At 62.5% G+C, this 18,130-nt stretch carries 14 protein-coding genes and 3 tRNA genes; 8 read left to right on the forward strand and 9 right to left on the reverse strand.

The window, feature by feature from the left end; all coding sequences use genetic code 11:
* The first annotated feature begins 200 nt into the window (after positions 1-200).
* Positions 201-1,154, forward strand: coding sequence for a peptidoglycan-binding protein (locus tag U5L98_RS15865; protein WP_322559292.1), 954 nt, complete (start codon positions 201-203; stop codon positions 1,152-1,154).
* Positions 1,155-1,164: 10 nt separating this feature from the next.
* On the forward strand, positions 1,165-1,533 hold the full coding sequence (locus U5L98_RS15870) for a hypothetical protein (RefSeq protein ID WP_322559266.1): 369 nt from the start codon (positions 1,165-1,167) through the stop codon (positions 1,531-1,533).
* 122 nt (positions 1,534-1,655) lie between these two features.
* On the opposite strand, the gene U5L98_RS15875 is transcribed toward U5L98_RS15870, so the two are convergent.
* The 8 genes from U5L98_RS15875 to purL form a co-directional block, all read right to left on the reverse strand.
* The gene (locus U5L98_RS15875) at positions 1,656-2,369 is read right to left on the reverse strand and encodes a Crp/Fnr family transcriptional regulator (RefSeq protein ID WP_322559267.1); all 714 of its coding nucleotides are present in this window, start codon (positions 2,367-2,369) and stop codon (positions 1,656-1,658) included.
* 235 nt (positions 2,370-2,604) lie between these two features.
* Positions 2,605-2,680 (reverse strand) — tRNA-Lys (locus U5L98_RS15880).
* A 37-nt stretch (positions 2,681-2,717) separates the two neighbouring features.
* Positions 2,718-2,793, reverse strand: a tRNA-Lys gene (locus U5L98_RS15885).
* Between the two features lie 70 nt (positions 2,794-2,863).
* Positions 2,864-3,721 (reverse strand): 23S rRNA pseudouridine(2605) synthase RluB, encoded by an 858-nt coding sequence (rluB, locus tag U5L98_RS15890; protein WP_322559268.1) that lies wholly within the window; start codon positions 3,719-3,721, stop codon positions 2,864-2,866.
* On the reverse strand, positions 3,721-4,578 hold the full coding sequence (gene scpB / locus U5L98_RS15895) for an SMC-Scp complex subunit ScpB (protein WP_322559269.1): 858 nt from the start codon (positions 4,576-4,578) through the stop codon (positions 3,721-3,723). The genes rluB and scpB overlap by 1 nt, the downstream gene beginning before the upstream one ends.
* Positions 4,575-5,510 carry a segregation and condensation protein A gene (locus U5L98_RS15900; RefSeq protein ID WP_416208266.1) on the reverse strand — a complete coding sequence of 312 codons (936 nt, stop codon included), beginning with the start codon at positions 5,508-5,510 and terminating at the stop codon, positions 4,575-4,577. The genes scpB and U5L98_RS15900 overlap by 4 nt, the downstream gene beginning before the upstream one ends.
* Before the next feature lie 77 nt (positions 5,511-5,587).
* Complete coding sequence (locus tag U5L98_RS15905; protein ID WP_416208267.1) at positions 5,588-7,462, reverse strand: DEAD/DEAH box helicase family protein; 1,875 nt, start codon at positions 7,460-7,462, stop codon at positions 5,588-5,590.
* A complete protein-coding gene (purL, locus tag U5L98_RS15910; RefSeq protein ID WP_322559271.1) occupies positions 7,462-11,415 on the reverse strand; it encodes a phosphoribosylformylglycinamidine synthase in 3,954 nt (1,317 codons plus the stop codon). The genes U5L98_RS15905 and purL overlap by 1 nt, the downstream gene beginning before the upstream one ends.
* 156 nt (positions 11,416-11,571) lie before the next feature.
* On the opposite strand from purL, the gene mltF reads away from it, so the two are divergent.
* Together mltF and U5L98_RS15920 are read left to right on the forward strand one after the other, a co-directional pair.
* A complete protein-coding gene (mltF, locus tag U5L98_RS15915) occupies positions 11,572-13,035 on the forward strand; it encodes a membrane-bound lytic murein transglycosylase MltF (RefSeq protein ID WP_322559272.1) in 1,464 nt (487 codons plus the stop codon).
* Between the two features lie 79 nt (positions 13,036-13,114).
* Complete coding sequence (locus tag U5L98_RS15920; RefSeq protein ID WP_416208268.1) at positions 13,115-13,390, forward strand: GGDEF domain-containing protein; 276 nt, start codon at positions 13,115-13,117, stop codon at positions 13,388-13,390.
* On the opposite strand, the gene tadA is transcribed toward U5L98_RS15920, so the two are convergent.
* Positions 13,382-13,852 carry a tRNA adenosine(34) deaminase TadA gene (tadA, locus tag U5L98_RS15925; RefSeq protein WP_322559273.1) on the reverse strand — a complete coding sequence of 157 codons (471 nt, stop codon included), beginning with the start codon at positions 13,850-13,852 and terminating at the stop codon, positions 13,382-13,384. The genes U5L98_RS15920 and tadA overlap by 9 nt on opposite strands.
* 85 nt (positions 13,853-13,937) lie before the next feature.
* Here tadA and U5L98_RS15930 point away from each other — a divergent pair, with 85 nt between their 5' ends.
* The 4 genes from U5L98_RS15930 (at position 13,938) to U5L98_RS15940 (ending at position 15,883) form a co-directional block, all read left to right on the forward strand.
* Complete coding sequence (locus U5L98_RS15930) at positions 13,938-14,753, forward strand: acyl-CoA thioesterase II (RefSeq protein WP_322559274.1); 816 nt, start codon at positions 13,938-13,940, stop codon at positions 14,751-14,753.
* Between the two features lie 42 nt (positions 14,754-14,795).
* Positions 14,796-14,871, forward strand: a tRNA-Thr gene (locus tag U5L98_RS15935).
* A 397-nt stretch (positions 14,872-15,268) separates the two neighbouring features.
* Positions 15,269-15,361 (forward strand): hypothetical protein, encoded by a 93-nt coding sequence (locus U5L98_RS19075; protein ID WP_416208270.1) that lies wholly within the window; start codon positions 15,269-15,271, stop codon positions 15,359-15,361.
* Between the two features lie 45 nt (positions 15,362-15,406).
* On the forward strand, positions 15,407-15,883 hold the full coding sequence (locus U5L98_RS15940) for a transposase (protein ID WP_322559275.1): 477 nt from the start codon (positions 15,407-15,409) through the stop codon (positions 15,881-15,883).
* The last annotated feature ends 2,247 nt before the right edge of the window (positions 15,884-18,130 follow it).

An 18,130-nucleotide genomic window follows, 5' to 3' on the forward strand; every position in this document is an offset into this window, starting at 1 on the left:
AACTGGGAAATACACCACAGAGGATAATGACTTGAATAATATTGTGTATATTGTCGGTGCAATCGTCATCGTGCTGGTGGTGCTTTCCGTTCTCGGCCTTCGCTGAGACAAGCGAGGAGCGAGTCGAGAGACAAGACAGTACGGTGAGGCACCGAGGCGGCAGATAAAATGCCGCCTATCTTCATTGGAGACGCCCCGTGATGATTATCAAAGGATTCGTATTTCTTTTGCTCCTGTCCAGTCACATTGCGCTGGCCAACGCCGATTATGCCGGCGCCATGCGTAACTACGAGCGGCAGCAATACCGAGAAGCCATCCAGGAATTCCGCGAGCTCGCCCGCGGTGAGGACGCTGATGCCCAGTACATGCTGGGTCGCATGCACGAAGCCGGCAACGGCACCCCCCAGAATTTCGTCGAAGCGCATAAGTGGTACAACCTGGCGGCTTCACGAGGCCATCGCCATGCGGCTGAGGCGCGCAACGCGGTCGCGGAGCGAATGACCACACAGCAGATCGCCGAGGCGCAGCGGGCCGCGCGCGGCTGGCGACCGGAAACGGCATCTTCTTCACAATCGACACCGGCATCGACGCAGGCGACAACAGCATCGCGGCCCGCCATCGAGACCCTCTCCGATCGGCAAGGCGTGGCCGAGATTCAGCGCGAGCTCAATCGACTCGGCTATGACGCCGGCCCGGCAGATGGCCTCATGGGAAGCCGAACCCGCAGTGCGATACGCCAGTACCAGACCGACGCGGGTCTTGCCGTCAATGGCCATGCCACATCCGACCTGCTGAAGCGCCTGCGCCAGACGGAGCGACAGGAACAGGAAGTGGCGGCGCCCGCCCAGCCGCAACCCACAGCCTCGCCTCGGGTCGCCCTGCAGGACGATTTCAGCGACGGTGACTACCGCCGAAACCCGGCCTGGACAGTTCTCAGCGGGCGCTTCAGCGTCGATCGAGACGGTTTGCGCACTGTGGTCGAGATCCCGGACGAGAACGCCTCGACGACACCCAGCCTGCGCTCCGATCGGCCGGAGGACATCGGCCTGGCCATGTTGCAACTGATCCTCGAGCAGACGGGCAACGTGCAACCCGAGGCAGCGCCAACAGCCACGCAAATCCGCCAGGATCTTCGTCTCTTCTCCGATCCGTAACGCCTTCGAGATGGAACTTGAGCTAGCCTCCCGTCTGAAGGAAGGAAGCCTCGAAATGGGTGTCTTCCAGGGCAACCGTCCGGGCGGCGGATACCGGCTGGTCTATCACCCGAATTCAAATCCCGGCATGAGCCTGATGAGACTGACCAGCAACAGCAGCGAAGTGATCGCCAGCAGCAATGACTCCCTCAACCTCGAGGACGGCAGCTTCCACACCCTGGCCTGGACCCGCAACCAGAACGGCGACATGCGAATCAGCGTAGATGGCCGGCGCGTCATCCAGGCACGGGACACGAGCTTTCGTGAGCCCTTCCAGGGGTTCGTCCTCGCCAATCATGGCGGTGACTACAGCCTGGGCCGGATTCGCGTGGAGGACTGAAGATAAGGCAGGATCCACAGCGACATACCAGAAAGGACCCATCCGGGCCCTTTCTTATGCCGAAGGTTTCTTCACTACCTGCCGAGATCAGGTCCCGACCGGCATCGACTGCCATTGCGCTTTCAGGTAGCGGTCAACACCTTGTCATAGAGCGCACGATCGGCGTTATAGCATCCACAAGAAGTCTCGATCAAACCCTCCCGGTCAAGCACCTCGATTTCACCACGATGATAACGAATCAGACCCCGCGTCTGCATGGCGATCGCTGTCAGGGTGATGCCGGCCCGCCTGACCCCGAGCATCATGGCCAGGAATTCATGGGTCAGCTGCAGCCGGTCGGAACCAGCGCGGTCCTGGGTCATCAACAACCAGCGGGCCAGACGGGCCTCGACCCGATGGAAGTGGTTGCAGGCCGCCGACTGCGCCAGTTGATTCATCACGACATAAAGATAGCGGTCTAGCCGCTTCTGCAATGCAGGACTCTTGTGCAGCAGGCGCTGGAAGTTGGCTGCATCAATGCGCAGGGCTGTCCCCGCCCCCTGAACCAGGGCCAGCAGCGGCGCCTCCTCGATACCGAGCAACAGGGAGATGCCCATCATGCCCTCTCGACCCGCCATCGCGACTTCCAGCCGACTGTCGGGTTCGAGGATGACGATCAGTGAAATGAAGCTGTCGAGGGGAAAATAAACGTGGGTGACCGGCTCGCCTGGCTTGACCAACACCTCGCCGAACACCAGCTCCACGGGCTCGCAGGCGGCCATGAAGGCGTCTCGCTCGCCGACGGGAAGCTCGGCGAGCAATTGATTATCAACGGGAAGATATTGAATAGGCGACATATACCGCTCCGGTTGAAAGAACCTGGCAAACGGCACAATGAAGGATTAGCTCATTTCGATGTCGGCTGCAGATCAGGGACGTCGTCTATCCTGTGACGTCAGCTCGAAAGAGTAGCATTGAGTGAAACACGCGTCGGCGCGCTAACGAACATAGCTCGAGAATTACTCTCAGGCGTCTGGCCCTGCTCAAGCAAAAACGCCCTCGCTTCCTGAGAAGCGAGGGCGTTTGCATGACTGGTGGGTCGTGTAGGATTCGAACCTACGACCAATTGGTTAAAAGCCAACTGCTCTACCAACTGAGCTAACGACCCCGCACACGACGCTGGGCGCCACGTGTTCGGGTCCGGATGGTGGGTCGTGTAGGATTCGAACCTACGACCAATTGGTTAAAAGCCAACTGCTCTACCAACTGAGCTAACGACCCCTTCCGAACGGGAGCAGATACTACTGATCTACCCCCGTCGTGGCAAGCGCTTTTTGCCTTTGGTCGCAGCTCAGCGCCCGCGCTGGCCCTTGGGCGTACGCATGGCCTGCACCGGCCGGCGCTTGTGCTTGTCTCGGCTCCAGCGGTTCTTCTCGTCCGGGGTCAGCTCCGGCACCTTGCGCGCCTCGAGACCCGCCGTCGCCGCCAGATCATCGATCTCGTCCTGGGAAAGCTCCACCCACTCGCCGGCCTTGGTTCGCTTGTCGAGGAAGATGTTGCCATAACGCACCCGCTTGAGGCGGCTGACGGTTAGCCCCTGGGATTCCCACAGCCGACGCACCTCGCGGTTGCGGCCCTCCATGATCACCACATGAAACCAGGTGTTGATACCCTCGCCGCCGAACTCCTGGACGTCGGTGAAGCGCGCCGGGCCGTCCTCGAGCATCACGCCCTCGACCATGGCCTTCACCTGCTCCTTCTTCACCTCGCCCATCACGCGCACGGCATATTCACGCTCCACCTCGGTGGAGGGGTGCATCAGCTTGTTGGCCAATTCCCCGTCGGTGGTGAACAGCAGCAGGCCACTGGTGTTGATATCGAGGCGACCGATGGCGATCCAGCGCTCGCCCTTGAGTCGCGGCAGGCGATCGAAGACGGTGCGCCGCCCTTCCGGATCCTTGCGGGTGCAAAGCTCGCCTTCGGGCTTGTTGTACATGATCACCCGGCGCGGAACCTCCTCGGCACCGCGCAGGGTCACCGGGCGGTCGTCGAAGGCCACCCGGTCGCGCATCTCGATGCGGTCGCCCAGGGTCGCCACCTTGCCGTTGACCTTGACCCGGCCATCGGCGATGGCCGTTTCCATCTCGCGGCGCGAGCCCAGCCCGGCACGCGCCAGGACCTTCTGCAATTTTTCGGTGGTAATGCTCATCAATCGTCGTTCTCACTGGGTGTGGATTCCGTCCCCGGGACGGCGTCATCGGCGACGCGGTCCCGGGCACGTTCGGACAGGCGAGCCTCCAGATCGGCGAAGCTCAGCCCTGCCCGCTCGGACGCCTTCCCGGCGTGGTCATCATCGTCGGCCTTCCCGGCCGTCGTGTCGGTGGTCTGAGATTCCACCTCGCCGCCCGCCTCGGGCGACGCTTCATCTTCTGCCTCGCCTATCTCGGACGATTCGTCGACCCCCTCGTCCGCCTGGGCCAGCAGCTCCTGCTGGGGAGGCGGTGCCTGCTCTTCCAGAATTGGCTCCTCGAAGTGCTTGAGCTCGTGCATCGGCGGCAGCTCGTCGAGAGTCTTGAGACCGAAATTGTCGAGGAAGCTTCGCGTGGTGGCGAAAACCGCCGGACGCCCCGGCACGTCTCGGTGGCCCACCACGCGGATCCAGCCGCGATCAAGCAGGGTGCGCATGATCGAGCCGCTCACCGTGACGCCACGCACCTCCTCGATGTCACCCCTAGTCACCGGTTGGCGATAGGCGATCAGCGCCAGGGTCTCGAGCAGCGCCCGAGAGTATCGCTGGGGCCGCTCGTCCCACAACCGGGACACCCAGGGCGAGAGCCGCGGCCGGATGCGCAGCTGGTAACCCGAGGCGGTCTCGATCAGCTCCATGGCCCCCCGCTCGTGGCGGAGGCCCAGACGCTCCAGGGCCTCGCGCAGGTCGCGGCGCGGCGGGCGTTCGTGGTCGTCGAAAAGTCCCTCCAGGCGCTCCAGCCCCAGCGGCTCCCCGGCCGCGAGCAGCGCCGCCTCGAGGATATCGTCCAGGGTATCGGGATACTCCATGGCGGTCATGGCGGCTCGCCCCCCTCCGGATCATCCCGGGGATGGTCTTCGAAGGCGCTCTCGCCGCCCACCTCCTCGAGAAACGCCTCTTCGGGCCCCTCGTCCCGGCCGGCCCTGGCCCGTACATGGATCGGCGAGAGCGGAGCATTCTGCACGATCTCAATCATCGCCTCCTTGGCCAGCTCGAGGATCGCCATGAAGGTGACGATCACTCCGGCCCGACCCTCCTCGACGCTGAAAAGCGCCTCGAAGGCGGTATAGTGCTCGTGGTCGAGGCGCTCCATAATCGCCAGCATGCGCTCCCGGGTCGAGAGCCCCTCGCGGCTGATATGGTGGGCCTGATTGAGCTCGGCGCGGCGCAGGATGCCAGCCAGCGCCCCGAGCAGCTCATCGAGCCCCACGTCGGGGTGGATCACCCTTGCCTCCAGAGCCGGCAGTGCCGCCCGGGCCGGGAACCAGTCACGCCCCAGCCGCGGCAGCTCGGCCAGCGACTCGGCGGCGTGCTTGAGCCGCTCGTACTCCTGCAGCCGTCGGATCAGCTCGGCCCGCGGGTCCTCCTCCTCGTCATCTCCCCCCTCTTTCGGTGGACGCGGCAGCAGGGTACGCGACTTGATCTCGGCCAGCATGGCCGCCATCAGCAGGTACTCGCCGGCAAGCTCGATCTCCATGGCCTTCATCAGCTCCACGTACTCGATGTACTGGCGGGTGATGGCGGCCACGTCGATGGCCAGGATATCCAGGTTCTGGCGGCGGATCAGGTAGAGCAGCAGGTCCAGCGGCCCCTCGAAGGCCTCGAGAAATACGCGTAGCGCCTCCGGCGGGATATAGAGGTCCTCCGGCAGCTGGGTGATCGGCTCATCGAACAGCCGCCCCAGCACCTCGGCGTGGCCGGCCGCGGCATCGGTCTGTTCGGGGCTGGCGGTATCGGGGGTGGCGCTCACGCGGCGTGCCTCTCCGGGGACGCAGGATCAACGGCGCAGTCTAGCAAGAGCGCGGCTCAGGAGACAGCTCTGACGCCTTACTCCGCAGCCTCCGCGCGGCGATAGCGCCCGGTGTAGTCGAAGAGCTTCTCGCGCACCTGCCAGTAACGACCCACCTTACGACCCACCACGAAGTCCGGGTGGCGAAGGCGCCGACGCTCCGCGAGCACCTCCTCGGGGGTGGTAGGACTAAACGGCACGCCAGGGGCCCGCAGGTGGTCGCGCAGGAAGGCCGCAGCGAAGGCAGCACGCTGGGCTGGAGTCTCCAGCGCGAACCACTCGGAGAGCGTGGCACCATCCTCATCGTGATAGATCACCTTGAGGCGGGCCATGCCACGGCCGTTGACGGTGGCCTCGAGCTGCATGCCGGCGACCCGCAGCACCCGGGCGTCGCGCAGGCGCAGCGCCTCCTTGAGCTTGTCGTCGGCGTCCACCAGCAGCCTCGCGCAGCCGTGACAGCTCCGGGCAGCGATATCGTTCTCGGCGCCGCAATCGGGGCACACCTTGAAGCGAAACCGGAACGAACATTGCGTCATCGCTGACGTTGTCAGACTTGATTTCATGCTTTCAGCGCCGGTTCGGGCGCTATCGACAAGTCCCTGGCAGCGGCGGCCGAAGTGCTCGATAACCAACTCGCCGTCGCGACGTCCCCAGAAGAGGTTGGCGTGGCCGCAAGCCGGACATTCGACCTGCACCGGCTCGGCATCGCTGGCAGGCTTCGGCGATCCCACTTCCGGGGCGTAGAGATCCCAGGGGTTGCCGGCATAGTCGAGGACCAGACAGTCACGCTTGCCCGGCGAGAGACGCAGACCGCGGCCGACGATCTGCTGGTAGAGGCTTACCGACTCGGTGGGGCGCAGGATGGCGATAAGGTCCACATGGGGCGCATCGAAGCCGGTGGTGAGCACCGCCACGTTGACCAGGTACTTGAGCTCGCGCGCCTTGAAGGCGCTGATGAACCGTTCGCGTTCAGCGGAGGGCGTCTCTCCGGCGATCAGCGCCGCCCCACCCGCCGGCAGGTAGCCGAGGATCTCCTCCGCGTGGGCCACACTGGACGCGAAGAGCATCACACCCTGACGCTCTCGGGCTCGCTCGACCACCTCGGCGATGATCCCCGGGGTGGCGCGGTGCCCCGCCACCACGCGGTTAAGCTCCTCCTCGCGGAAGAGGCCACTGGACGCAGGGCGCAGTGCCGAGAAATCGTAACGCAGCTCTTGACCTTCCTTGAAAAGCGCGGCGTCGACCCGCACCGGTCTCGCCAGATAGCCCTGCTTGACCATCAGCCGCAGCGGCTGCTCGAAAACGCAGTTGCGAAAGAAGGCATCTTCTTCACCGCGCACCATGCCGTGATGGTGACGGTAGTAGATGAAGCCCTGGCCCAGCCGATAAGGGGTCGCCGTAAGGCCGAGGATCTTGAGGCGCGGATTGGCCGCACGCAGGCGATCGATCACCTGGCGGTAGCTGGAGTCTTCCGCTGGCGACACCCGATGGCACTCGTCGATCACCAGTAGAGTGAAATTTCCATCGCCAAAATGCTCCAGCCCGCGCACCACCGACTGCACCGAGCCAAACACCACCTGGCGGCCGGCTTCCTTCCGCCCCAGTCCGGCGCTGAAGATGTCGGCCTCGAGCCCGTAAGCCCGGTATTTGGCGTGGTTCTGCTCCACCAGTTCGCGCACATGGGCCAGCACCAACACCCGCCCCCGGGCCAGCCGCGCCAACTCGGCAATCACCAGCGACTTGCCGCTACCAGTAGGCAGCACCACTACCGCCGGATCAATGGAGCCGCGAAAATGCTCGACGACCCTGCGTACGGACTCCTGCTGGTAGGGGCGCAGGACCGGGGGCACGGAGCCAGAAGGCTCGGAAAACGGCCTGGCGGCCGTTTTCACGCCATGCCGGCCGGCAGGCATCAGCCCAGCCAGACCCGCGCGTTGCGGAACAGGCGCATCCAGGCACCGTCATGGGCCCACTCGGCGGGACGCCAGGAGTTGGTCACCGCACGCACCACCCGCTCGGGATGCGGCATCATGATGGTGACGCGCCCGTCGGGTGTGGTCAGGCCGGTAATGCCGGAGGGCGAACCATTGGGGTTGGCCGGATAGCGGGTGGTCACCTGGCCATGGTTGTCCAGGAAACGCAAGGCAACCTGGCTGCTGCCCTGAATGCTGCGCAGGTGGGCGCTGTCACGGAACTCGGCACGGCCTTCGCCGTGGGCCACGGCAATGGGCAGGCGCGAGCCCTCCATGCCGGCCAGCAGGATCGATGGGCTCTCCTCCACCTGCACCATTGAGACCCTGGCTTCGAACTGCTCAGACTCGTTGCGCACGAAGCGCGGCCAGGCCTCGGCGCCGGGAATCAACTCACGGAGCTGGGCGAGCATCTGGCAGCCGTTGCACACCCCCAGCGAGAAGCTGTCGTCGCGAGTGAAGAAGGCCGAGAATTGCTCACGAGCGCGCTCGTTGAACAGCACGGACTTGGCCCAGCCGCCACCGGCCCCCAGCACGTCGCCGTAGGAGAAGCCGCCGCAGGCCACCAGGCCCTTGAACTGTTGCAGGGAGATGCGCCCCTCGAGAATATCGCTCATGTGCACGTCCACGGCCTCGAAGCCTGCCCGGTCGAAGGCCCAGGCCATCTCCGACTGGCCGTTGACGCCCTGTTCGCGCAGCACCGCCACTGCGGGGCGGGCCTTGTTCAAGTAGGGCGCGCCGATATCCTCGTCGACATCGAAGGTCGGTTGGGCAGAGAGCCCGGGGTCGCGGCCATCGAGCAGGCCGTCGAACTCGCTCTTGGCGCAGTCGGCGTTATCACGCAACGCCTGCAGGCGGAAGCTGGTCTCGGCCCAGGTCCGCTCAGCCAGCAGCCGGGTGGTCTCCAGCAGCGGCTCCTCGAAGAGGGTCACCCGCACCTGGTCGTCGTAGCGCGGCCGGGCGATGACACCGCAGGTCTCGATGCCGGCAGCGGCGAACTGGGCCAGCACCGCTTCGGTGTCCTTGCGGTTCACCTGGATTACCGCGCCGAGCTCCTCGGCGAAGAGCGCGTTGAAGGCGTCGACGGGCTCGTCGCTCAGCCAGTCGAGCTTGATCTCGAGGCCCGTATGGGCTGCAAAGGCCATCTCCAGCAGAGTCACCAGCAGGCCACCGTCGCTGCGGTCATGGTAGGCCAGCAACTTACCCTCGGCGTTCAGCCCCTGGATTACCGCGAATAACGCCTTGAGATCCTCGGGATCATCCAGGTCCGGACACTCGTTGCCCACCTGGCCGTAGACCTGGGCCAGGGCCGAGCCACCCAGGCGGTTCTGTCCGCCGCCCAGGTCGATCAGCAACAGGTCGGATTCATCCTGCTCCAGGTTGATCTGCGGGGTCAGGGTCTTCATGGCATCGGTGACCGGCGCGAAACCGGTGATGGACAGCGACAGCGGCGAAGTGACGCTTTTCTCCTCCATCTCGCCCTGCCCTTGCTCCTCACCAGAGCCCTTCTCCTCCTGCCAGGCGGTACGCATGGACATTGAGTCCTTACCCACCGGGATGGCGATGCCCAGCGCCGGGCAGAGTTCCATGCCCACGGCGTGGACAGCGTCATACAAGGCCTGGTTCTCGCCCGGGTAGTCGGCGGCGCTCATCCAGTTGGCGGAGAGTTTGATGTCGGAGAGCTTGTCGATCGGCGCGGCGGCCAGGTTGGTGATCGCTTCGGCCACTGCCAGGCGGGCGCTGGCGGCCGGGTCGATCAGCGCTACTGGCGGGCGCTCGCCCATGGCCATGGCCTCGCCGGCATGGGTGTCGAAGCTTGCCGTGGTCACGGCGACGTCGGCCACCGGCACCTGCCAAGGGCCGACCATCTGGTCGCGGGCCACCTGGCCGGTGATGGAGCGGTCGCCGATGGTGATCAGGAAGCTCTTGGAGGCCACGGCGGGCAGGCGCAGCACGCGATCCATGGCCTCGCGCAGATCGAGGTTGTCGAGCATCACCCCGGACAGCGTATTGGCCCGGCGGTGGAATTCTCGGGTCATCTTTGGTGGCTTGCCGAACAGCACGCTCATCGGCAGGTCGACCGGCTGACTCTGGAAGTGGCCGTCTGTCACCGCCAGGTGGTGGGCCTCGGTAGCTTCGCCCACCACGGCGTGGGGGCAGCGCTCACGCCGGCACAGCGCCTCGAAGGTATCGAGGTCCTCCGCGGCCACCGCCAGCACATAGCGCTCCTGGGCCTCGTTGCACCAGATCTCCAGCGGGCTCATGCCCGGCTCGGCGTTGGGCACGGCACGCAAGTCGAACAGGCCGCCGCGATCGCCGTCCTTGACCAGCTCCGGCAGTGCGTTGGAGAGGCCGCCAGCCCCAACATCATGAACGAAGCGGATGGGGTTCTTCTCGCCCAGTGCCCAGCAGCGGTCGATGACCTCCTGGGCGCGACGCTCCATCTCGGGGTTGCCACGCTGCACCGAAGCGAAGTCCAGGTCGGCGCTGGAAGCCCCCGAGGCCATGGAGGAAGCCGCGCCGCCGCCCAGGCCGATCAGCATGGCCGGGCCGCCCATCACGATAAGCTTGCCGCCGACCGGGATCTCGCACTTCTGGACGTGGCCGTCGCGGATATTGCCATAGCCGCCGGCGAGCATGATCGGCTTGTGGTAGCCACGACGCTCGATGCCCTCGTGCCCCAGGGTGTCCTGCTCGTAGGTCCGAAAGACCCCGGCGAGGTTCGGGCGGCCGAACTCGTTGTTGAAGGCGGCACCGCCGATGGGGGCTTCGAGCATGATGTCCAGCGCCGACTGGATACGCTCGGGCTTGCCGTAGTCGAAGGCCTCCCAGGGCTGGACGAACTCGGGGATGCGCAGGTTGGAGACGGTGAAGCCAGTCAGACCCGCCTTGGGCTTGCCGCCAATGCCGGTAGCGCCCTCGTCGCGGATCTCGCCACCGGCGCCGGTAGCCGCCCCCGGGTGCGGCGCAATGGCGGTCGGGTGGTTGTGGGTCTCCACCTTCATCAGGATCTGGATCGGCTCCCGGGCGCTGCCATAGACGGCGCGCTCGCCCTCCTTGCCGGTGAGCGAGGCGGGAAAGAAGCGCGGTGCCTCACAGCCCCTGATCACTGCGGCGTTGTCGCTGTAGGCGGAGAGGATGTCCCCGGGGGAACACTCGTGGGTGTGCTTGATCATCCCGAACAGCGAGTGGCGCTGCGCTTCGCCGTCGACCACCCAGTCGGCATTGAAGATCTTGTGGCGGCAATGCTCGGAATTCGCCTGGGCGAACATCATCAGTTCGACGTCTGTGGGGTTGCGGCCCAGGTCGCGAAAGGCATCGACCAGGTAGTCGATCTCGTCCTCGGTCAACGCCAGTCCCAGCTCGGCGTTGGCGGTGGCCAGCGCCTCTCGGCCTCCCTCGAGTACGTCGACACTACCCAGCGGCGCCGGCTCGTGGTGAGCGAAGAGTTTGGCGGCGTCGGAGGCGTCGGCGAGTATGCTCTCGGTCATGCGGTCGTGTAGGACCGCCTTGATCTGCTCGAAGGCATCCTCGCTGAGGGTGCCGGCGACCTTCACCCGATAGGCAACGCCGCGCTCGATGCGCTGCACCCTGGCAAGCCCGCAGTTATGGGCGATATCGGTGGCCTTCGACGACCAAGGCGACTGAGTGCCGATACGCGGCACCACCAGGAACAGCTGGCCTTCAGCGCGGCCTTCTTCCTCGTGCGCCGGGCCGTAGTCGAGCAGTTGCTCGAGAAGGCGACGTTCGTCGTCCCCCAGGTCGCCGTCATGGTCGACGAAATGGACATGGTCGGCGTGCAGGGACTCGACCTCGGGAACGGATGCGCGCAGGGCGTCCAGCAGCTTGGCATGACGGAAAGCAGATAGGGCGGGCGCGCCTCGCAGTTCGAGCATATCCTGGAGCCTCTGAGACAGGGGAAATTCGGGGCCGCGGCCGGCGGCAACGAGGGCACATGATACTGGAAAGCGCCGAGCGCGAGAAATCGGCTCAGGTGACAGCCGCAAGCGAGCTGGTTAAGGTTAAGGGCCTTATCGCCGCTCATCGCTCCTATGCCCGCATTCGCGACCGACACTGCCCGGCGCCACTGGCGCGGGACTGTCCTCCTGTGCAGTGCCTTCCTGCTGGCGCTCTTACCCGGGCGTCCCGGCTCGTCCGAAGGCCCGCATCTGAGGGAGATACTGGCGCGCGATTTCATCAGCGTGCACACCCGCAACACTCCCACTACCTACTATGAGGGACGCCAGGGGCCCACCGGCTTCGAATACGAACTGATGCGGCGCTTCGCCAACCACCTGGGGGTCAGCCTGACCCTGAACGCCGACCATCACATCCAGGGGGTGCTGGACGCCGTGCGCGAGGAAGGCGACCTCGGCGCTGCCGCTCTGCCCCTGAACCCGATGCTGGAGGGTCTGCTCTTCAGCCGGCCAATCATGCTGCTGCAACCTCTGCTGGTCTATCGACGCGGCCTGCACCCGCCGGAAGCGATCGAGGAGCTCGAGGGACTGGAGATTGGCACCCTGCGCGGGTCCGGAACCGACCGGGTGCTTCGCGAACTGCAGGCCGAGCACCCCGGGCTGAGCTGGAAGGAATCGAGCGAATTGGAAGTGGCCGAGCTGCTTGGCCAGGTGGCTGAAGGCACCCTGGATGCCGCGGTGATCTTCGAACATCAGTTCCGGCTCAACCGGCTGTTCTTTCCCGAGGTCGAGGACGGTTTCACCCTCGGCAAGCCGCTTTCCCTGGCCTGGGCCTTCCCCGCCGGACGCGGCCTGGGGCTGGTCAATGCCGCCAACCGTTTTCTCGATGACCTGCGCCGCGAAGGCGAGCTCGATGCCCTGGTGGCCAACTATTTCGGCCATGACGACTACCTCGAGTATGTCGGAGCGCGCACTTTCATCCAACAAGCCCGCGAGCGCCTGCCGCGCTTCACAGAGCTGTTCCGCGAGGCAGCCCGCAACTCCGGCTTCGACTGGAAGCTGCTGGCCGCTGTTGGCTACCAGGAGTCGCACTGGGATCCCGAAGCCACCTCACCCACCGGGGTGCGCGGGCTGATGATGCTGACCAATGCCACTGCCGGCGATCTCGGCGTCGACAATCGCCTCGATCCCGCCCAGAGCATCCACGGCGGTGCCCGCTACCTTCGGGAATTAAAGAATCGACTGCCCGAGTCGATAACCGGAGAAGACCGGCTCTATATGGCCATGGCGGCCTACAACGTCGGCCTAGGCCATCTCTACGATGCACGCAAGATCACTGAACAGCGAGGCGGCGACCCTGACCGTTGGCGCGATGTCCGCGAGTCCCTGCCACTGCTCCAGGAGCGCGAGTGGCATAGCCAGACTCGCCATGGCTATGCTCGTGGTGGCGAACCGGTGATCTATGTGCGTAACATCCGCCGCTACTACGATATCCTGGCCTACCTTGACCGCAGCCAGGAGCAGTTTCACGAACTCAATGCCCGCCTGCCGGATGGAGTGGACAGCGATGTCTTTCAGCTTGTCCCTCCCAAGACTTGATCGAGCTGGACCGTGGTGAGCCGACCTTCCGCGAGTCCATCCCGCCAACGCGACCAATCAGCCCAATCGTCGACAGTTCATGAGGGTCCTGGAACGCCATGGCCAAACACGTCCGCTGAGCCTGCTGATCTGTGACATCGACCATTTCAAGCAGATCAACGACGCCTTCGGCCATCTGCAGGGCGACCACTACCTCAAGTGCATCGGAGAACTGGGAAGAGACATCATCGAATCGGTCGACGGAGTCTTCGCGCGCTATGAAGGCGATGAGGCGCTCTACGCGGCCAAGGCTGGAGGACGCAACAGGGTGATCGTCGCGCCGCCGCCCTCGCCATCGAAAGAGTCGTTACCCTGATGACGTCCCTTCGCGACGCGTCGCGAAGAATTCCCTGAGCAGGCGGGAGGCCCTGGATGCCAGAATGCCGCCCCGGACCTCGACATGGTGGTTGAACCAGGGCTGGGCGAAGAGATTGGCCTTCGACTCCACCATGCCGCTGCGCGGCTCGGCGGCGCCGTAGAACAGCCTCGCCAGGCGGGCATGGATGATCGCCCCGGTACACATCAGGCAGGGTTCCAGGGTCACGTAGAGAGTGCAGCCATCCAGCCGGTAGTTGCCGAGACGCTCGCCGGCATCGCGCAGGGCACGGATTTCGGCATGGGCGCTGGGGTCGTGTTCTCCTACCGGGGCATTGAAACCGGCGCCGACGATTTCGCCCGTGGCGTCCACCACCACGGCGCCCACCGGCACCTCACCGGCGGCGAGCCCCCGCCGGGCCAGGTCCAGCGCCCGGTGCATGTAGAACTCGTCACTGCGCAATTTCGTGAACTCCCGTAGACTGGATGGGATTTAAGACGATCGTATGATAGCGATGGCCGGCATACCATCGCCTCGGAGGAGAAAGATGAAGCCCGACGCCCTGAACGCCCTGGTGGAACTGCTCGGCCTAGAGGCCCTGGAAGAGAACCTGTTTCGTGGCAGCAGTCAGGACCTCGGCCTGCCCCAATTGTTCGGTGGCCAGGTACTGGGCCAGGCGCTCTCGGCGGCCAGTCAGACCGTCGATTCGGTGCGGCGGACCCACTCCCTGCATGGCTACTTTTTGCGCCCTGGTGACCCACATCGCCCGGTGGTTTACCAGGTTGATGCAGTGCGCGACGGCGGCAGCTTCTCTACCCGACGTGTCACGGCCATCCAGAAGGGGCGACCGATCTTCTTCTGCAGCGCCTCTTTCCACGGCGAGGAGCAAAGCATCGCCCACCAGCCTGCCATGCCCAAGGTCGACCCGCCCGAGACGTTGGAAAAGAGCGATAGCCGTCCCGAGCACTTCCCCGGCCATCCCATCGAATTCCTGCACCTCGGCAATGAGGCCGAAGCGGGCCGCCCGGCACGCAAACGTCTCTGGTTCCGGCTGGCCGGCGACCTGCCCGATGATCAGGCGCTGCATCGCTACCTGCTCGCCTACAGCACCGACTTCAACCTGCTGACCACCGCCCTGGTACCCCACGGCATCGACTTCCGAGATCCACAACTGCAGATCGCCAGCCTCGACCATGCCCTGTGGTTCCATCATGACGTCAGGGTCGACGACTGGCTGCTCTATGACATGGACAGCCCCTGGGCCGGCGGAGCACGGGGCTTCGCCCGCGGCAGCATCTACGACCGCCAGGGCCGGCTGGTCGCCTCCAGCGCCCAGGAAGGGCTGACCCGGCTACACCGCTGACGTCTGGCATCAGGCCGAAAGCGACGCTACCATGCCACGGTCGCCGCAATAGCTCAGTTGGTAGAGCAACGCACTCGTAATGCGTAGGTCGGAGGTTCGAATCCTCTTTGCGGCACCAGAATTCTTCGAAATTTCACACAGTTACCCCGAAAATAGCATAACGAAACAAGCAGCCTTCCAGAGCCTGACTCCAGACAGACTCCACTTACTAACCAAAACCAGCTACAACCAGCCTCTTTACGGGCTCTTCGTCATTGGGTGTGGAATTCGCCCCCTGAGCTGGGCCAGGGTATGGCCTCCACGACGACAAGAGGCATGGCATGGACGGCACCCAGATTCTGACCCTCGGCCTTGGCCTGGAAGCACCTTGGGTTCTAAGGATCAGCACCTTGATACCTCCGTGTCGCCGCTCGTCTAGATCTATATGTCGAGGCTGAGCGAGTAGCCTCTACCCCTGCCCCGCGTGAGGCAACACCTGCTCGGCTCACGACTTTGCCGACAGGACCTGGCGGCATCTGAACTTCTTCCAGCACCACTGCTATCTGCACGCCCGCGCGGCCCGCACCAAGTGCCCCGAGCATAGCGCCGAGCGCATCGAGGTGCCCTAGGCGCAGCCTGGCAGCGACTTCACCTTGCTGTTCGAGTAGGCGGCCATGTCGCTCGTCAAAGTGATGCCGGTGCTGTCCGTCTACCGGCAACTGGACATCTCTGACAAGCGCCTGTGGCGCAGCATGCACCACAACGTGGGCTGCATGATTGTCGAGTTGGAGCTGTCGCGCGAGACCGCTGTCGGCGTTGACGAATTATCCTCCCGGCGCTGCCAGCGCTACGTCACGGTGTTCCTCGACATGTGGCGTCAGCAGGAGCCGGTTACTCTCCGCCCCGGGCATGGCAAGGGCACCATCACGCCCTTCAGCGCCTTCCTGGCGGGGCAAAGCGGCGAACCGGACAACGTGATCGAGGTGGTCTGCGACATGTCTCAGACCTTCCCAGAGCAAGTCACCGAGAACCTCTCCAACGCCGAGGTGACGGTCGACTGGTTCCACATCGTTAAAAACTTCACCAAGGTGCTAGACGCGGTCCGCAGGAAAGATCACCGTGAGAAGGGGCATCTCAAAGCTCTCCGGTAGGCGGTCTTAAAGCGCCTGGATCACGGTAACCTAACGGCCAACCGGATCAGCGCCCTCCAGGAGATGGTAGCCGACCAAGGGTCACCGGCGATGCCTCTGCCATCAAGGAATGGTTGTGCTAGATCCAGAAGGCACCGAGGCAGCGTGAGACCCGGTGGCGCATCACGAACTGCCTCAAGGTCGTGGGAAGCCGTCACCGGCCAGGCATTGCTCAAGCCGATGGCGAAGGTCCTGAGCGAGCGCTGCGACGGCAGTACCGAGCAGGTGGAGAGGCGCTGGATCTCGGGCCTGGCCAACGCACGTCTGGAAGGTATAAACGGCTTGCTCCAAACGGCCCGATCACGCGCCACGTGGATACCGGAACGAGGCCAACCTCATCGCGATGATCTGCCTGTCCGGCAGTCCCCTAGGGCGCCTGCTCGATCAGGCAAAATCCACATGAAACATCAGTGGGATGACCTTCGCGAAAGGGTGCGGGCTCACACCCGACGAGCTTTTTCTAGCTGGCGCCCTCTACAAAAACCGGTTTCACGCCAAGCCATACTCAAGAGAGCATTGCAATCACGCCTATGGTCGTTGACAAAATTCATCAACGGGAGCGCTGCCCTTTCAGCCAGACCGTCACTTGCAATACAACTGCCTTTTCAATTTTCCCACTCACACACCCATACCAAAAGGTCAGCAAAATGGCTCAAAATAAAGGAAATATTTGATTTTCTATTCCTACCCCTACCCTACCCCTTCCCCCTAGACAAAACCCATAAAATAATTTTGTTAAAAGTCAGTAGGGATATAGTGACATACATTTATCTTTTACTTGTTCACTACCACCTTGAACCAGTGAGAATCATCAGACCCCGATATAACAATAGCGATATCTAAAATGTAGAATATATCTTTAATGACTCTATCAAAAAATTATCTATTACTATCATCCTAGGCATCTAAAACAAACTAGACAGCACGTATCCTTACTTGACATTATATATTAGATAACACTGAGATATAGTATAAGCTAATTATGATGGCACTATATATAACGCTAAAACCTACAGGTTTTAGATATTAAACAATTTACAATAAGAGAACATACAATCTTACTATTAGCCAAAAAAACAAAGCAAAATAAATCATGAAGCCCTGCACCAAGGCCAACTTGAACCAAATATCACTAATTGGCACAGGGCAATAAAAACCTTACAACAACTCAGCCTCCAAGCTCAACGAGAACCCAGTCTTATCTTTAAATCTCTTCTTCTCCCAATTCTCTTAAGGTCCGGCTTAACCTGCGCCGTCACCCCATCATGCTGGAGTAGAACAATATTATCTTTCAACTCCTCAATCATTACCCTCATAGCCTCCGACTCAGCACCCTGCAAAATATGCGACAGGATTTTCCGCTGAGGACTCGTGCATACAATTCCCTTTCCAGCATCATTCACCACGACACCGCCCTTCTTCCTGGTCCGCTTTCTGTAATACTCAACAACCCCCAACGTCGGCCCTGCCCTACTCAAATCTCAAGCAAGCCTTCCAGCACCGGGTGACCAGCCAACCTCTCCACCACATCCCTACCAAGCTTGGCCTCAATCGCATTCTTTTTGTCAGCGAAATGAAATCCCTGGAGCCTCGGCACGGCAAAACAGCGCCGTTAGATAGATACGAAATCAAAACAAATTTGGCATCATCGATCGTGATGCCGGCAACAACTCGTACGATCTCACTTCTAACCATTTGTTATTCAGGTAATAAGGAATGCTCGGGGTATCGATACCGATCCCGCCGGTGCGGCCGTCTAGAAAAGTATTGACCAGTGGCAACTCTCTATATCAACGTCGTGGCGTCCCTGTAAAGCTAACCGACGCACTTCGCCCACGCAACGCTGGAGATTGACATGCCCCATAGCATAAAGCCGTCCAGCTTTGCTTTCAGAATAAACCGTAGGAATGAACATACGCTCACTCTTACTTAGATTGGCTATTAACAACATAAAAAACGCTTGACGGTACGCCAACAGAACACGACTATATGACTTCTGATGACCGTAACACCGTTTGCTGCTCATCCCAGTGAGATTCCAACCATCCTAAATGTTCTGGGAATATAGTCCCCATTCAGCCAACGCTCTGACGCACCAAGCAGGTCCAGAGATTACTGTGAATTTATTTTCACAAGAGACGACATGACATTTCGAGGAAACCGGCATTTTGCCCCTGTCGCCGTCGTACTTCGAAACGCAGCGCCCTG

It is taken from the genome of Halomonas sp. (genome assembly GCF_034520545.1).
Lineage (GTDB): Bacteria > Pseudomonadota > Gammaproteobacteria > Pseudomonadales > Halomonadaceae > Halomonas.

Bases quoted from the DNA above. Each gene is read 5' to 3' on its own strand.
- U5L98_RS15865 (WP_322559292.1), top strand. From the start codon at position 201: ATGATTATCAAAGGATTCGTATTTCTTTTGCTCCTGTCCAGTCACATT.
- U5L98_RS15870 (WP_322559266.1), top strand. From the start codon at position 1,165: ATGGAACTTGAGCTAGCCTCCCGTCTGAAGGAAGGAAGCCTCGAAATG.
- U5L98_RS15875 (WP_322559267.1), bottom strand. From the start codon at position 2,369: ATGTCGCCTATTCAATATCTTCCCGTTGATAATCAATTGCTCGCCGAG.
- rluB (WP_322559268.1), bottom strand. From the start codon at position 3,721: ATGAGCATTACCACCGAAAAATTGCAGAAGGTCCTGGCGCGTGCCGGG.
- scpB (WP_322559269.1), bottom strand. From the start codon at position 4,578: ATGACCGCCATGGAGTATCCCGATACCCTGGACGATATCCTCGAGGCG.
- U5L98_RS15905 (WP_416208267.1), bottom strand. From the start codon at position 7,462: ATGCCTGCCGGCCGGCATGGCGTGAAAACGGCCGCCAGGCCGTTTTCC.
- purL (WP_322559271.1), bottom strand. From the start codon at position 11,415: ATGCTCGAACTGCGAGGCGCGCCCGCCCTATCTGCTTTCCGTCATGCC.
- mltF (WP_322559272.1), top strand. From the start codon at position 11,572: ATGCCCGCATTCGCGACCGACACTGCCCGGCGCCACTGGCGCGGGACT.
- U5L98_RS15920 (WP_416208268.1), top strand. From the start codon at position 13,115: ATGAGGGTCCTGGAACGCCATGGCCAAACACGTCCGCTGAGCCTGCTG.
- U5L98_RS15930 (WP_322559274.1), top strand. From the start codon at position 13,938: ATGAAGCCCGACGCCCTGAACGCCCTGGTGGAACTGCTCGGCCTAGAG.
- U5L98_RS15940 (WP_322559275.1), top strand. From the start codon at position 15,407: ATGTCGCTCGTCAAAGTGATGCCGGTGCTGTCCGTCTACCGGCAACTG.